Annotated in this window: 16 protein-coding genes; 14 read left to right on the top strand and 2 right to left on the bottom strand. The window is 50.6% G+C overall.

Annotated elements, in window-relative coordinates; all coding sequences use genetic code 11:
* Window positions 1-580, top strand: a 580-nt coding sequence (locus tag ONB24_04465) for an SLBB domain-containing protein (GenBank protein MDZ7315359.1), incomplete at its 5' end; no start/stop codon positions are given.
* A gap of 16 nt (window positions 581-596) precedes the next feature.
* Here the strand turns inward: ONB24_04465 and ONB24_04460 are convergent.
* Both ONB24_04460 and ONB24_04455 read right to left on the bottom strand, forming a co-directional pair.
* Window positions 597-1,787 carry a M24 family metallopeptidase gene (locus ONB24_04460; protein ID MDZ7315358.1) on the bottom strand — a complete coding sequence of 397 codons (1,191 nt, stop codon included), beginning with the start codon at window positions 1,785-1,787 and terminating at the stop codon, window positions 597-599.
* 14 nt (window positions 1,788-1,801) lie between these two features.
* On the bottom strand, window positions 1,802-2,161 hold the full coding sequence (locus ONB24_04455; GenBank protein MDZ7315357.1) for a four helix bundle protein: 360 nt from the start codon (window positions 2,159-2,161) through the stop codon (window positions 1,802-1,804).
* Between the two features lie 186 nt (window positions 2,162-2,347).
* Between ONB24_04455 and ONB24_04450 the strand changes: the two genes are divergently transcribed.
* From ONB24_04450 to ONB24_04390, 13 genes are all read left to right on the top strand, one after another.
* Window positions 2,348-3,340: a Gfo/Idh/MocA family oxidoreductase gene (locus tag ONB24_04450; GenBank protein ID MDZ7315356.1), complete on the top strand. Its 993-nt coding sequence runs from the start codon at window positions 2,348-2,350 to the stop codon at window positions 3,338-3,340.
* Window positions 3,337-4,485 carry a lipid-A-disaccharide synthase gene (gene lpxB / locus ONB24_04445; GenBank protein ID MDZ7315355.1) on the top strand — a complete coding sequence of 383 codons (1,149 nt, stop codon included), beginning with the start codon at window positions 3,337-3,339 and terminating at the stop codon, window positions 4,483-4,485. The genes ONB24_04450 and lpxB overlap by 4 nt, the downstream gene beginning before the upstream one ends.
* Entirely contained in the window at window positions 4,475-5,134 is a 660-nt protein-coding gene (locus tag ONB24_04440; GenBank protein MDZ7315354.1) for a lysophospholipid acyltransferase family protein, read from the top strand. The genes lpxB and ONB24_04440 overlap by 11 nt, the downstream gene beginning before the upstream one ends.
* Window positions 5,121-6,146 carry a tetraacyldisaccharide 4'-kinase gene (gene lpxK, locus ONB24_04435; GenBank protein ID MDZ7315353.1) on the top strand — a complete coding sequence of 342 codons (1,026 nt, stop codon included), beginning with the start codon at window positions 5,121-5,123 and terminating at the stop codon, window positions 6,144-6,146. The genes ONB24_04440 and lpxK overlap by 14 nt, the downstream gene beginning before the upstream one ends.
* Before the next feature lie 102 nt (window positions 6,147-6,248).
* The gene (locus ONB24_04430) at window positions 6,249-7,634 is read left to right on the top strand and encodes a sigma-54 dependent transcriptional regulator (GenBank protein ID MDZ7315352.1); all 1,386 of its coding nucleotides are present in this window, start codon (window positions 6,249-6,251) and stop codon (window positions 7,632-7,634) included.
* Window positions 7,635-7,924: 290 nt separating this feature from the next.
* Complete coding sequence (locus ONB24_04425) at window positions 7,925-9,010, top strand: hypothetical protein (protein ID MDZ7315351.1); 1,086 nt, start codon at window positions 7,925-7,927, stop codon at window positions 9,008-9,010.
* Window positions 9,011-9,213: 203 nt separating this feature from the next.
* The gene (locus ONB24_04420; GenBank protein ID MDZ7315350.1) at window positions 9,214-9,723 is read left to right on the top strand and encodes a hypothetical protein; all 510 of its coding nucleotides are present in this window, start codon (window positions 9,214-9,216) and stop codon (window positions 9,721-9,723) included.
* A gap of 129 nt (window positions 9,724-9,852) precedes the next feature.
* Window positions 9,853-11,508, top strand: coding sequence for a response regulator (locus ONB24_04415; GenBank protein MDZ7315349.1), 1,656 nt, complete (start codon window positions 9,853-9,855; stop codon window positions 11,506-11,508).
* Between the two features lie 14 nt (window positions 11,509-11,522).
* Complete coding sequence (locus ONB24_04410; protein MDZ7315348.1) at window positions 11,523-12,674, top strand: response regulator; 1,152 nt, start codon at window positions 11,523-11,525, stop codon at window positions 12,672-12,674.
* Between the two features lie 14 nt (window positions 12,675-12,688).
* A complete protein-coding gene (locus ONB24_04405) occupies window positions 12,689-13,186 on the top strand; it encodes a hypothetical protein (protein MDZ7315347.1) in 498 nt (165 codons plus the stop codon).
* 5 nt (window positions 13,187-13,191) lie between these two features.
* Entirely contained in the window at window positions 13,192-13,569 is a 378-nt protein-coding gene (locus ONB24_04400; protein ID MDZ7315346.1) for a hypothetical protein, read from the top strand.
* A complete protein-coding gene (locus tag ONB24_04395) occupies window positions 13,566-14,516 on the top strand; it encodes a peptidase MA family metallohydrolase (GenBank protein ID MDZ7315345.1) in 951 nt (316 codons plus the stop codon). Before ONB24_04400 ends, ONB24_04395 begins: the two co-directional genes overlap by 4 nt.
* A gap of 8 nt (window positions 14,517-14,524) precedes the next feature.
* Window positions 14,525-15,421: a lysophospholipid acyltransferase family protein gene (locus ONB24_04390; GenBank protein ID MDZ7315344.1), complete on the top strand. Its 897-nt coding sequence runs from the start codon at window positions 14,525-14,527 to the stop codon at window positions 15,419-15,421.
* Window positions 15,422-15,428: the final 7 nt, after the last annotated feature.

Genomic DNA, 15,428 nt, shown 5'->3' with positions numbered 1-15,428 from the left:
GCCGCAGGCCATGCTCAACGGCGCTTATGTACAGCGACGTTCCATGGAGGAGGTCAAGGATCGCGAATTCGAGCGGTTGGATTACCTAATCAGTACCGATATGGATCCCTTTGAAAAAGCCTACTATAGAGAACGCGCCCGCGAGCTGAAGGGGTTGGTTTCAGTGGATTTTGTGGCACTGTTTCAGAAGGGGAAAAAGGAATACGACATTGCGCTCCAGGATCGGGATTTGATCGTGGTGCCGGCCGTCGAAAATACTGTTTATGTTGTCGGACATGTTAAAAATCCTGGACTCCTGCCCTACGAACCCGGCAAGAGCTATGAATATTATATCAAGCGGGCGGGCGGCTACAACAGCGGCGCCTGGTCGAGAAAAGTTAAAATCAAAAAAGCCGGTACGGGCGAACTGCTGAGTCCGCGCAAAACGCAGGTAGAAATGGGCGACATGATTTTTGTGCCGCAGCGGGTAGAAAAGGACTTTTGGGAGACCTTTCGCGATGTGGCAGTCGTAACCACCCAGATCGCCACCATGGTCATGGTGATCACACAAATCAATTATTGGACAAGCTTGCGGAAATAGAGGATTTCGCCGTTGGTTAAAAAACCGCTAAAAGCGGAATAATGTTGTCCTGCATCGGCCCGTAGACAGTAACCTCGCCTTCATCGGTGACAAAGACATCAATCTCGGACCGGAAGCCGATTTTCTTTTCCGGCAGATAAATGCCCGGCTCTATTGAAAAGCAAGTCCCCGGCAATATGGTCCGTTCATCCTTGGTTTCAAGATTATCCAGATTGACGCCGTTGCCGTGCACCTGCTCGCCGATATTGTGTCCCGTGCGGTGAATAAACGCCGGACCATAACCGGCTTCGACAATGACGCGCCGGCAAGCCTCGTCGGCTTCCCAGCCGTAAATGGGCGCGCCGGCGGCAAATCGATCTTTGATCAGCTGTAGTGCCGCATTGCGTGCACAAACGACTATCTGAAAGATCTCTTCCCACTTTTGGGGCGTTTCTTCTCCGACAAAAGCCATCCATGTGATATCGTAATAAATGCTGCGCGGCCGATCCAGTTTCGCCCACAAATCGAGAAGCAAGAGATCTCCCGGCCGAATGACTGTTGCGGCCGAAGGTGAAGGCTCGAAATGGGGATCGGCGGCATGCTCGTTGACGGCTACGATTGGGCCGTCTGCCCAAATCAATCCTTTCTCCTTCATCCATTCATGCATGAGAACTTGGATTTCATGCTCCGTCGGCCGCTGTCCATTCCGAACTCGAACGGCAATTTCATGGAAAGTACGGTCTTTGATTTCGTGCAGGAGTTTTCCTGCTTCTTCATGGGTGCGCAGGTCTTCCATGGAAAGATGCGCTTCGAAACGGCCCACAAGGTCCGCGCTGGAGACCACCTGCACACCGAAGCTGCGGATAAGATCGACGGTACCGGCGTCTACGATGGAGACGGCGGGAACGGCATTAAGCGGCGAATACTGCATGGCGACAGTGGATGCGTCGGCGACTATCTCCTGCAGCGCCTGATGCAGTTCCTGCCATGAGAGATAAACCCGCTTTTGCCCGGGAAGATGATCGCATCGCCACGGCTCGATACGGTGAACGAGCTTTTTCGGCTCCCCATACGCCGGAATGTAGTAAAACCAACGCCGCGAGGCAAAGCGGGTGGTATCCATATCGAGAATACGCGCGGCAATAGGGTCGCGATGATGAAAATCGTAAAAAAGCCAGCCGTCGATTCGGCTGCGCTGCAGTTCTTGTTGAATGGCGGCGAGATCCATGAGAACTCCTTGGCTTAGGATGCAGAGAGGTTCGACCGTATAAGCCGAATCAGCATGTGCTCGACGGATTTAACTTCTTCTTCCAGGTTTTCGCTCTTTTTCAAAGCCTCCAGATCATTGACGAGCGTCAAATAATAATTCAGCCGGCAAATGGAATTAAATGCGGCCTGATAAAAATGGAGCTTGGCTTTTTTACCGCGGTTGCGGAAGCCCAAGGCGATATTGGCGGCGGTATCGGCAGCGAGGCCCCTCATGACCTCCAAAAGGGATTCGTACTCCTTTTTGGCCGCTTTGCTTTGGGAAAGAGTCAGGGCAAGCTGATGGCTTTTTTGCCAGACAACGAGATCCTTGTAGGTTTCCACCTTGTTGGGCATAATGCATCCTTTCGCGATGTGTTATTTTCGATACATCGACGGCATGAACGCCTGCTTTTACAAAAATAAACATTTCATTAAAGAAACGCAAAAAAAACTGTTCGAGGAGTGCTCCTATTCATTTTGTAAAATCAAATGAGAATGTTTAAATTGATTTATGAAGGATCATATCGACGAGGAAAAGCCATGGAAAAGATCAAAGTAGGCATTATCGGCGTCGGCAAGTTGGGAAACTTTCATTGTAATGCGCTGTCGCAAATGGAATCGGCAGAGTTGGTCGGTGTGCACGATGTCGATGCGCTGCGGGCACAGGAAATTGCCGAGCGCTACCGATGCCGTGCGTTTGCAGAACCAGCGGAATTGATCCGCGAATGTGATTGTGTCGGAGTTATTGTGCCGACGACACACCATCTTGCAATGGCTAAACAGGTTCTTCAGGCCGGTCGGCCGGTTTTCATCGAAAAACCCATTGCCGCTACCTTGGCAGAGGCTGATGAAATCGTTCAATTATCCGAAAGCCTTGGTATTCCGGTGCAGGTTGGGCATATCGAGCGGTTCAATCCGGCTATTCGGGCGTTGGACGGCAGGCTCAGGGATCCGTTGTTCATAGAATCTCATCGGTTGTCGCCTTTTGATCCCAGAGGCACCGATATCGCCGTTATATTGGATTTGATGATCCATGACATCGATATCATCCTCAGTCTCGTGCAGAGTCCGGTAACGGAGATTCGAGCGAGCGGGGTGGCCATCGTCTCGGACGAAGCGGATATCGCCAATGCCCGCATCGAGTTTGCCTCGGGATGTGCGGCCAACGTCACCGCCAGCCGAATCTCGCAGCGCAAAATGCGCAAGATGCGGATCTTTCAAAAGGATGCCTACATTTCGATCGACTTTTTACTCAAGCTGACCGAGATCTTTCGTCTTTCCGACGAGCCCGCCGCTTCCGACGGCATCAATTTGGGCATGATCGACAAGGGCAAATACAAGCGAAATATTGTCTATGAAAAACCACCGGTACCCGAGCAGGACGCGATGCAAGCGGAATGGCAAAGCTTTTTTGAGGCTGTAAGGACGGGCCGCACGCCGGTCGTGACGGCAAAGGAAGCGCGCGATGCCTTGGCCGTCGCCATGGAGATTAGGGAAAAGGTAATGGCAGGTGCGGCTCGGGTGATCGGATGAGCGGGAGGAAACTGCTCGTTATTGCGGGGGAGGCTTCGGGGGATCTGCACGGCGGAAAGTTAATCGAAGCGCTGCTGGCAGCTGACCCCTCACTCAAAATCGCGGGCATCGGAGGGGACCGGATGCAGGCGGCAGGTATGACGCTCATCCGTCACATCAGGGAAACCTGTTTTATGGGCTTTGCCGAAGTCGTGCGCCATTTAGGTAAAATTCGGCGCACCTTTGCGGAAGTCATGCATTACGCCAGGGAAGAACAACCGGAACTGGCTGTTTTGATCGACTATCCGGGCTTTAATCTTCGGCTGGGCAAACGGCTCAAAGCCTTGGGCACACCGGTCTTTTACTACATCGCACCCCAGGTCTGGGCATGGCATGAAAGCCGCGCACAAAAAATGGCTGCTTTTGTCGACCGCATGGCGGTGATTTTTCCTTTCGAGGTGGATTTTTTCCGACGCTACGGCATCGATGCCCGCTTTGTCGGCCACCCTCTAATGGACGGCCTGCAGATTACCCTCTCGCGGCAAGAGTTTTTTCGTTGGTATGACCTCGATGAAAACGCTCCCCTGCTGGCGGTTTTCCCCGGCAGCCGCATGCAGGAAATCGATCGGTTATTGCCTATGCTGCTGAAAACCGCTGAGCAGCTCAAGAGTCAGTATCCCAAGCTGCAGGTCGCGGTCAGCGTTGCAGAAACCATTTCCAAGCAGAAAATGGAAGCACGGGTGAAAGGCTTTCCAGTCCGTTTGGTGCCGGGTTGCGCCTACGAGTTGATGGCCTACGCAGACGCCGCAGTCGTCAAGTCGGGCACCAGCACATTGGAAGCCGCCTGCTTCGAAACGCCTTTTTGCTTGGTTTATAAAGTCTCACCGCTTTCCTTTGCGATCGGCAAGCGCGTGGTTAAAATTCCGCATATCGGCTTGGTCAACATTGTAGCCGGAAGAGAAATTGTCAAAGAATTTGTACAGGGTGATGCCGTTCCTGATCGCATCCTGCCGGAAATCGAACGTCTTCTCTTTGATGCGGCTTATCGTCAGGAGATAAAATCATCCTTGGCTGGAGTTAAGGGGCTTCTCGGCACACCCGGCGCATCGGTTCGTACTGCATCATTAATTTTAGAGATGCTGCAGGAAAAACGGTATGCTTACTAAACGGCAAAAGCGGGAACTGTTGCGGTACCTTGCCGGCAAGATTGCCTGGTTGATCGTTTTGCTGTGGTGCCGATTGGGTAGAATCCGAATTCAAAACCGCCGCGCTCTCGATCTGGCTCTGGCGAGTGGGAGACCCATTCTTTATCTCGTTTGGCATGGACGCATGATTTTACCTCTTTATGTGCACCGCGGACAAAAAATTGTGGCGATGGTCAGCGAGCACGGTGACGGGGAGGTCATTGCCAGGACCACTATACGCTTGGGCTATCGCACCGTGCGCGGCTCGAGTACCCGCGGCGGAAGAAAGGCGTTTCATGATATGCTGCGCCATTTGAAGCAGGGCGATCACTGCACGATTTTACCTGACGGCCCGCAAGGCCCGCGGATGGAGATGAAACCGGGAGCCGTAATGCTGGCTCAGAGGAGCGGCGCTTTGGTGCTTCCCTTGACTTTTGCTGCTTCGCGCCCCATAGTCTTTGATTCTTGGGATCGATTTACGCTATGGAAGCCCTTTTCGCGCCTCCTCCTGCTTTACGGCGAACCCGTCACTATTCCTCGAACCTCGACTCCGGAAGAATTCGAGCGGGAACGTCGTCGTCTCGAGGAGGCGATGAACCGCCTCCAGGAGAAAGCGGATGCTTTGGTTTGAATCCAGGCGAAAAGCCCTTTTTCTGTTTCCGCTTTCCCTGCTCTATCAACTTGTCGTAGCCTTTCGCAATTTTTTTTATGATAAGGGGATGTTTGCTATTTACAGACCTCCCTGTAAGGTTATCTCTGTCGGGAACATAACGGTTGGGGGCACCGGAAAGACCCCGACGGTTCAGTTCCTGGCCAATGAGCTCCTGCGACGGGGCAAAAAGGTCGTCATCCTTAGTCGCGGCTACGCCAGAAAAAGCCGAGGCACAGTCATTGTATCGGATGGAAATCATATTTTGACGGACGCCGAAACAGCAGGAGATGAGCCGCTGCTTTTGGCACGCAACTGCCCCGGCGTTCCCCTCATTGTCGACGAGGATCGCGTCCGCGCCGCTCAATCGGCGGTCCGGCGCTTTGCAGCGGATGTTATTTTGCTGGATGACGGCTTTCAGCATCGGCGGCTGGCGCGAGATTTTGATTTGATAACAATGCGCAGCATCAATCCGCTCGGCAACGGTTGGTGCCTGCCGGCCGGGCCTTTGCGGGAGCCTGTTCGCAGCATCCGCCGTGCGGATTTTGTTTTGTTCACCGGCGGCAGCAGCTTGGAAAAGGTTCCGCGGCAGATGTTGTCGGCAAAACCGTGGGCATGCGCCTCCTATTGCTTCAGAGAGGCGGTTGACATGCAGGGAAAGGTGCTGACTCTCGGTGATTTGAAAAATTGTCGAGTTGTCGCCGTTTGCGGATTGGCAAATCCGAAATATTTTTTCCGCATGCTTGAGGAGATCGGCATAGTAATCGCTGTAAAGATTATCTTCCCTGATCATTATTATTATCAAGATCAGGACATCGAAAAAATTAACAAGACACACAGAATCGTCAATGCCGATTATGTGGTGACGACGGAGAAAGACTGGGTTAAGCTAGAATCGAGGCATGTGGAGTCGAATTGGCTGATGATGCGGATGACTTTGCAAGGGAAAAACCTGTCGATATTATTGTCTCGTATTGAGAATCTGCTTGGTTGAGTGTATCATAAGCATACAAAAATTACTTGCAAATTAGCGTTTTATTTATTAGTATTTTATGCCATAAAATGAAAGGCGGTTTGTTTTAAAAGGAGACACTTTGTGGAAGAGAGGGAACGTCCGCTTATATTGATCGTCGATGACGATAAGAACATCTGCAAGATGATCGAGGCGAGTCTTCGCAAGGAGCGGAAATACGAAGTAAGCACCGCGCTGAGCGGAGAAGCCTGCCTCAAGTTGATCAAAGAGGACTTGCCCGATTTGGTGCTTTTAGACATTCAGATGCCGGGCATCGACGGAATCGAGACGCTTAAGCGAATCAAAGAAGAGGAACCTCGATTGCCGGTGATCATGATGACCGCACACGGCACCATCGAGCGGGCGGTCAATTCGATGAAGCTCGGCGCTTATGATTTTCTGACCAAGCCTTTTGCGCGCGAGCGCCTGTTGGTCACCGTACAAAACGCCCTGCTGAATAGTTCGCTGCAGAAAGAGGTAAGCGAGCTCCGTTCCGAGCTGAAGAACAAGTATGGATTTCACAACATCATCGGTCAGAGCGGCATCATGCAGGATGTCTTTCGGGCTGTCGAAAAGGTGGTCAACAGCAACGTTACCGTGCTGATTCAAGGCGAGAGCGGCACCGGAAAAGAGCTGATTGCCAGGGCGATTCATTTCCATTCCAAGACCAGGGCAAACAAGCCGTTTGTGGCTGTAAACTGTTCGGCACTGCCGGAGTCGCTGCTCGAAAGCGAGCTTTTCGGACATGAGAAGGGCAGTTTTACCGGCGCATCCGGCAGAAGGATCGGCAAATTCGAACAGGCGGACGGCGGCACCATCTTTCTCGACGAAATCGGCTTGATGACCCCGGCAACGCAGTCAAAAATTTTGCGCATTCTGCAGGAGCGCGAGTTCGAGCGGGTCGGCGGCAACGAGCTGATCAAGGTCAACGTACGCGTCATTTCCGCAACCAACAAGGATTTGGAAGAGGAAATGAAGGCAGGCAACTTTCGCGAAGATTTATATTATCGCATCTCGGTGTTTCCCATCAAACTGCCGCCCTTGCGCGAACGAAAAGAAGACATACCTTTACTGGCGGCACACTTTTTAAAGAAATTCAACGAACAGGAAGGAAAACACATCGAAGGCATTTCACCGGATGCTTTGGAACTGCTGATGGCCTATAACTGGCCGGGCAATGTACGCGAGCTGGAGAATGCCATGGAACGGGCGGTCGTGTTGGCCAACGGCGATGAGATTACTGCAAAAGATCTGCCGCCTGCTGTTCGAGCTTTGGGTGAAAAGCGTATTTATGAATCGGACAACAAGCTTGCCAGCTGGATCGAGAAATTGGAAGAACAGGCTTTGCGTCAGGCACTTTTGGAATGCGAGGGCAACATCTCGAAAACGGCCAAGCAACTTGGAATCGGCCGCGCGACCATCTACCGCAAAGCAAAAAAGTACGGCCTGCCGATGATAAAAAATTCGTGATTTGGTTTTTCTACTCGCAGAAAGGCGAACCTCAGAGTTCGCCTTTTTTGTTTTATTGTGATACACTGTTTCGCTTGGGTACGATTCTTCTGAGACGACTCTAGTAATAAGCATTATTGCTTTATTGTATTTAAAGCAGTTAAAGCATTAAAAACTGCCGGTCGATGGTATGCGTTTTGCGGAGAAAAAAATACTAATATACTGTGTCTGCATCGTTCCGGATGCAGCAACGATTTTATTGCAAACAAGGAACGGCATCGAAAACGATTCATGCAGGAAAGCTGTATCGGATGGAAAAGCAAAGTTTGAAGCAACTGATTCAAGCTGTTTGTTCCGGCAGCCATACGCAGGCACAGCTGATCGAAATCATCAGCTTAATGCAAAAGATATCATTAGGCTATTTGAAATATCAAGAAATTATCGGCAAACGAATCTCCGGGGAGAGGATCGATACCGATCTTGAACTTCAGGACTTGGCAACCGACTGCATAGCAGAGCTGTTTACCTGCGACGAAGACGGCACTTTTCTGCAGCTGAAACGATATTATGAGCCGAAATTTGCCGAACAATCTTTTGTTTCAGATGCCGACGTTATGATTTGGACGCGCCGTTTGGTTGTGAGAAAAACCAAGCAGGAGCTGTCACGCATTTTTCGTGAAAGAGATCCGGAAGGCGCTAAAATTGTACGCAACATCAAGGTTGCCATTCGCAGTTCGGAAAAGCTGGCCGTGTTTTCCGAAATGGGAAAGGAATATGTCTTTTATAAAAACGGCCTCGATCTTGCGCTGAATCAGCCGATTATCGTCGAGCAGATTCTGCCCTATTTGCGCAAGAATCGTCCTCCCATTCCGGAAGAGGTGCTCTACAATCGCTTCATCGACATCTACAGCCCCAACGATTCGGTCTCAGGTGCGATCCGAAAACTTTTGAAAAACCTTCATGACTCCGACGAATTTCAGAATTTTTTGCCGGTAGAAGCGATCGTCAAGCTTGTCCGCAAGATCAAATTCGAGTCGGCGCGAGACACTTTGTCCGCCGAAGAACACGTTCCCACGCCGCAGGACATACTGGAAAGCAAAGAGATCGAAAGCTATATCGATGTCGTTATGAAAAAAGTCGACGACAAGATATCGTCGCAATATCTAAAGTCCAACAAGTTGGATCCAGAACGTGCGGTAATCTACAGCAAGGCTCTACGAGATGTTCTTTACGATTTGATTCAAAAGAAGGATACTTCCTCGTATTTCCGCAATTTGCGCTTTTACCTTCCGCATCTCACCCAGCGCGAATATCGTCAAAACGAGCGCTCGATCTTTGAATATTTAGCCAAAGTCGCCAAAAAAGAATTTCGCCTGCAATTGAAAGCTCTTCTTTAATTTTCCGTGAAATATTTTTTTTGTCGGTATTTATTGTCAGTACACAAGCGGATGGTTTCGCTGGGCTCGACAATAAATAACCGTTGCGGAAAATGATCGTCAAGACTCTAAAAAACGAATTATGTCGAAAAGGGCGGGCGTTTGAAACGGCGGCTTTGGGAGAACCACTTACGGCAGATGACAAGCAACATTTTGATCGTCATTTGAGCGAATGTGTTCAATGTAGAAACGCCTACCAGGCCATTCGCAGTCTGTATGATCAAATTAATGAAGAACTGCAGAGGCCTGTGCACAACAAGGTGCTCGATTTGGCCAAATGCCTCTCCTCTCCGGAGGTCGAATATGGTCTGCTGATTTGCAGACCGATCGCCTCAAGTGAGCCAAATCCGCAGGCCGGGCTATTTTTCACCGAACTGTTATTCTATGCCAACGGCAGCCGTTTCGGTGCAAAAGAAAAGCTTGCAGATTATGGCCGCGAAGATTTGCAGGACTTTTTGACGATCCGCGCCATGAGCGACCTGCAGGATCATAAGCTGCTGCTGTATCTTTGGCAGGCGAATTGTGATAATTTTTCGGGCTGGAAGCTTAAATTGGCCGATCAGGAGGTCGATGTCTCCGCCGAGGGCAAGGCATCCATTCCCTTGTGCGGAATCAAGGAATTGCACGGCAAAGTTATTCAAATCGCGAAAAGCGCAGACCCTTCCGCGGTCTGAAAAAAGAATTTAATTTCAAGTTTCTCCATTTTACTGAATGCCGGATAAAAATCCGGCTTTTTTATTGCAGCTTGATTTGCGCGGACAATTTCGATACATTGTAAAGGCATCATAAGAAGGCACTGCAGCATGGCCGCCCGTGAGCTTTTAGTTATTGAGCACGAGCAAACGAATCTCAGTTTGTTCGAAAATTATTTCAGTGCGGCCGGATTTCGGGTTCGGTCGGCAGTTTCGGAAGATGAGGCGCTGGACATTCTTTCCGCTTCCTCCTTTGATGTGGTGCTATGTGAATTGTCGGCGCCCAAGATCAACGGTTTGATCGTTCTTCGCGAGCTGCAGAGGGCTTTGCTTCACCGCCGGTCCGTAATCATCTTTCTGACCTCAAAGAACGACGTGTGGAGCCGGACGGCATGTTTGCGCCTTGGCGCGGATGACGTCATCATCAAGCCGATTCATGCACGGGAAATCGTGGCGCGTGTAGAGATGCTTTGGCGCCGCAGAGAGCGCTGCCGAGCGTCTCTTGATCCTTCATCAACATTCGGCCGATTGGAAGATCATTCGGTAATTGATCTCATCGAAAGTATGGGGATCGAGCGGAGAAGCGGCCTCCTGCAGCTGGTCAACGAAAACGGTTCCACAGGTCGTCTGGCTTTTCGCGACGGATGTTTGATTGCTGCCGAAACCGGTTCTCTTTATGCTGAAGAAGCGGTTTTCAAAATGATGAGCTGGCGAAACGGCGTCTATACGATGTCTTTCGGCCGCGTAAACACGGAAGACGAGATGTCGCTCAGCAATATGGGCATATTATTTCAAGGAGTCAAACGCATGGATTTGCGCAATGAGCTTCTCAAACAACTGCCTGCTTTGGATTCTGTGGTCATTATTACCACGAATTTTCGTCAAATCGTAGCCCAAAAAGATACGAATCCCGAATTACGAGAATTTTTAACCTTATTTGACGGCGAGCGAACCCTTGGCCGCATCATCGACGAGTGCCGTGAAAACGAAATCGTCGCTTTGAAAAGGATCGTCAAGTTGTATAAACTCGGCTTTCTGCATGTGCTCAAAGATTTCGGCAGTGAGAGCGAACCCGAAACTGATACGGTAGAGGAAGAAGATTTAACCCCATCCATTTTGCTGCCGGAGCCGGCTGAGGAAGATGAAATTTTTCCTCGCGCAAATAGGATTCCTTTTGCGCGTCCCTCGGTGTCTATGCATGAAGAGGAATCGGCTGAAGATTTTCCTGCGTCCTCTGAGACAACAGAACCGAAAATGATCCGCGCAGAACAACTCGGCACCATTCTGGTTATCGGGTCAAATGAAGACAAAGCCCGCCAAGTTGTCGAAGCCATGACGCAGAAATCCCTGCAGACTGAAAGAGTCGGTAAACTCGACTTTCGCTATTCGACGCTCAATTCGGCAAACGGAAGCTATTTAACGGTCTTTTGTCTATCTACCGATAAAGAGTTGACTCCTCTGGTGGATTATGCTGCCAAGGATTTGGCAGGCATCATTTTGGCGCTCGATAAGGACTCTACACGTTGGGACTATTACCGATATCTGCTTAACGCTCTTCACCGTATTACAAAAGCACCGATTCATGTCCTTTTTTACGCTTCTTCAGGAAAAAGTGTCGAGTTTGATCAAGTCCGTAAACTCCTCGACGCTCCGGCATGGGTAGAGGTGCATGTGCAATCAACCTTTGAGCCGGCGGCCCTGCAGAGATTGCTTTTTGTACTTTTAAAGAAGCGCCGCCCTGATGCCGCTGCTTTTGTGAATCAATAAGATGCCTCATTTTTATGACCGGCTTACCCTCCCACAAAATTCTCATTATCGACAGCGAGTCGGTTGAGCTCGAAGAATTATCTCGGCTGCTGAAAGAGCAACGGCATCGAATTGACAGGCTGGATTCCCTGGAAGAAGCGGTTCAATTTCTTCAAAAAGAAAGGGTCGATGTCCTGCTTTTTGAGCCGCGTTTGAGCGACGATCGCGGCAAGCGTTTTATCGACCAGCTGCGCAGAACGTATGCCGAGCCTCCGATAGCCGTTATTGTCCTGACAGAGGAAGCGGATCACGACCGACGTATCGAGCTGTTGGAGCTGGATATCGATGATCTGCTGCTCAAGCCTTTCCATCCGCGCGAGGCGATGACCAGGATTGAGGTCCTACTCGGCCGCATGCGACCATTGGTACTCGAGGAAAGCGGGCAAGGAGACGGCCTTTCCGGCAGCCTGACGGAAATGGGCGTCGCCGATTTGATTCAGACGGTCATTATCGCTAATAAATCGGCGATTATTCATCTTCAGCATAAAACGGAAACGGCACGGATTGAAGTGCACAAAGGCGAGGTCTGCGGTATTCATTCCTACGATCAGAGCGCCGCGATCGAAGCTTTGTTGAATCTATTGGCTTGGGAAGAGGGACGATTCTCCATCGAGTTCCGAAACGAGGTCGGAAAACCCAAGCTCGGTTCAGAGGAGCGCGCCCGAATTGCCCTGATTTTGCGCGCCGTCGAGCAGCTTCATGAGACAATGGGCGAACCGTTTTCGTTGCAGACGAAATATGTGGCAAACTCTACTAATTTCAGCGGGGCTCTATCGTCGGCGGAACGAAGCATGCTGCTGCTTTTTCTCGAGCCGAGTTCGATACGTCGCGCATTGACCCTCAGTACGTTGGAGGCAGATCAGGCTTTGCAGTGTATTGATTCTCTGATCCGAAAAGGACTTCTTTTGAAAACTGAAGAGCATCGCCGAGCGGAAGAGGAAAAGCTTGTTTTTAATCCCGTTTCGGCCGGTGCGATACTCGGCGCAAAACAACAATACAGCCGCATTTTTTCTCTTTTTCGGCAGGGAGCACCCTTGATCAGCAAAGGAGAGTCACCTTCCGGACTTTACAATCGACCGCGGCTCACTAAAGCCGAGTTGATGTTGATTCGACAAAAATTTGTTTGATGAGGTGGTCGGAAGTGCTGCGTTCCGGTCAACGAACAGCCGAGATTGTTGTTTTAGGGCCCTCTTTTGCCTTGCAAAAACGACTGCTGACCCATCTTTGCAATGAAGTCGTTTTGACGCGGGAAAATTGCGCATTCGGGCGAACGCGAATCAGCAACGAACTGGAACTGTACTTTTACGGATTGGGAGAAAGCGACAAGTCCAAGGATTTTGCCTGGGATTTGGTTGCCGATAAAATCCTCGGTTTTTTTCTACTGTTCAATTGGTTCGACGGCGCTTCTTTTCAAAAAGCAATGGAAACGGCGGACGAGTTGTCGCGAAGATTCGATGCTCACGGGGTGATTGCCGGTGATCTTGCGGAAAATCTCGTACCGGTCAATGAAAAACTGATTGGTTATGGTTTTTCTCTTTCTGAGCGCGTATATTTTTCTTTGTGGAACTCGGCCGGCAAAGCATCCAGTCGCGCGTTGATGCGTCTTTTGGTTGACGCGGTTATGAGCCATCTGGGCTGATGCACATGCAAAAAGAAAACGAAATTTCGATCGGCGTAAAACTACAGTTGCTGCGTCATTTACTGACCGGAACGCCGCCGCAGAGCTTTCTCGATAATCTGACAGCCGCGCAGATGATCGCCGCCCACCAATTTATTTGGGAAAAGACGCTGGAAATAGGCATTCAACTGCTGGGGGACAAGTTTTCTCAGTCCGCCGTCGTCAAACGAATTCAAACCATCGAGGCTTACAAGAATGCCGCGGGCTGCAGCGAACCGCAACAGCGATGCGAAAGCAATGCCTGCATGGACGAACATCCCGAATGCGTACACCGCAAACTCAAACAACAAATTGAAAATCTCTGCGACTTTGCCTCCGATACCCTTCAGCTTGTTAAATCATGAAACGGCTTTTCCTCACGATCCTTGTTCTCCTGACGACGCTTTTTGCCGTCGAACCGGAATATGAATCCTACCTCTCCGGCAGAATTCTTATCTATTCTACCACCGAAGACGCCCCCTACCGACCGAACATCAGCCGTATCATTCGCAAAGCGATTGAAGAAATCACATTCGATTTTGACTGCTTTTCTGAGGATACGCTTGTTGTCTACATTGCGCCTTCGCGCCGCGCCTTTCGAGAGATGACCAATGGAACCTTGCCTTCCTGGGTGGGGGCGTTTGCCGTTCCCAATAGCCGCGCCATGATCATCAAATCTCCGCGCTGGTCGCAGGATCTTTCCTTTGAAACCACCATCGTGCACGAGCTGACCCACTTGATTCTGCACGACTGTTTGGAAGGCGCAGAGATCCCGCGCTGGTTGGATGAAGGGCTCGCCATCTTTTACTCTAAAGAGGAGCGACGGAAAACGTCGACGGTTCTGTCGAAAGCAATCGCCTCGAATTCGCTGATTCCGCTCGATCAGATCGAATGGGTGCTCGAATACGGCCGAATCAAGGCTGACTTGGCTTATCAGGAAAGCTATTCCGCCACGCTCTATTTCCTACAGACTTATGACATCGACGGACTGCGGCAGCTGTTGGGCGGCCTAAGGCGCCGCCTCCCTCTCGACGAGTGTTTTATTTTGGCCACCGGCAGCTCTTTTCGCCAGTTCGAAGCCGAATGGCGCGCTTATATTTCTACACATGAGAAATATGTATGGCTCTATGAATTGGAGGATTATTTTTGGGTCGGCGTCATCTTTTTGGCGGTTGCCGCCTTTATCGCCAAATGGATCAGAAAGCGGCGCATCGAGCGTGAATGGGAAGAGGAAAGTGTCCAGTCAGGCACGACCGAAACTGCAGACGGCGATCGCGAGGGGCTTGTTGTGAATGACGATGAGATTGAGTAAATTTTAGCATGACGCCGTGGAATCATCGCCTTGAATATCGTGCTCTTTGCTTTGTTGTAAACATTTGTCGAGGTCTCTCTCCCGCCTCAGTAGTGCGGCTGGGCAGATTCCTTGGCCTTTTCTCATACTACTTTGTCCCCATACGCAAAAAGACCGCTTTAAAGAATCTTGCTTTAGCCTTTCCTGAAAAAACCCTGCGCGAACGGAAGTGCATTTTGCGCCGTACGTTTGCTAATTTTGGTCAAACTTTTTTCGAATTTTTGCGCACCCCTTTTCGCCCCAAGAGTGAATTGGCTGATCGGATTCTGTTCATCAATCGCCGTCTGCTTTTCGAAGCCGATCGTAATGGAAAAGGCGCTCTGCTGTTAACCGGCCATTTCGGCAATTGGGAAATTATGGCGGCGGCTATCGCTTCATTGGGGTTTCCGATCATGGCCATCGGCAAACGGCAAAAGAATCGATTGGTCGATCTGCTGATCAATGACTTTCGCCGGACGCAAAACATCGAAACGATTCCTTTGGGAATGAGCGTGCGGCAGTTTTTGCGCGCTTTGCGTGAAAATAAATTCGTCGCCCTACTGGCCGATCAGGATGCCCATCGGGAAGGAGTTTTCGTCGACTTTTTCGGCATTCCTTCGGCAACGGCGCCCGGCGTTGCCCAGCTGGCTCTCAAAACCGGCGCGCCCATTATTTTCGGCACCTGCACCCTGTTGCCGAAAGGGCGTTACCGCGTTTTGCTGGAAACGGTTCCCGCCGATGATCTCGACCCGCGTGACGAAAATTCTATCGTGGAGCTGACCCAGCGCCACGCTCGTCTTCTGGAAAGCCATATTCGCCGGCATCCCGATCATTGGTTCTGGATGCATCGCCGGTGGAAGACCAAGCCGCCGGTGCAAAGCGGCTAAAGGCGGC

This window comes from candidate division KSB1 bacterium (assembly GCA_034505495.1).
Taxonomy (GTDB): domain Bacteria; phylum Zhuqueibacterota; class Zhuqueibacteria; order Residuimicrobiales; family Krinioviventaceae; genus Fontimicrobium_A.
The sequence above is the reverse complement of the archived record's forward strand: the minus strand, read 5'-3'. Positions and strand labels throughout refer to the sequence as shown.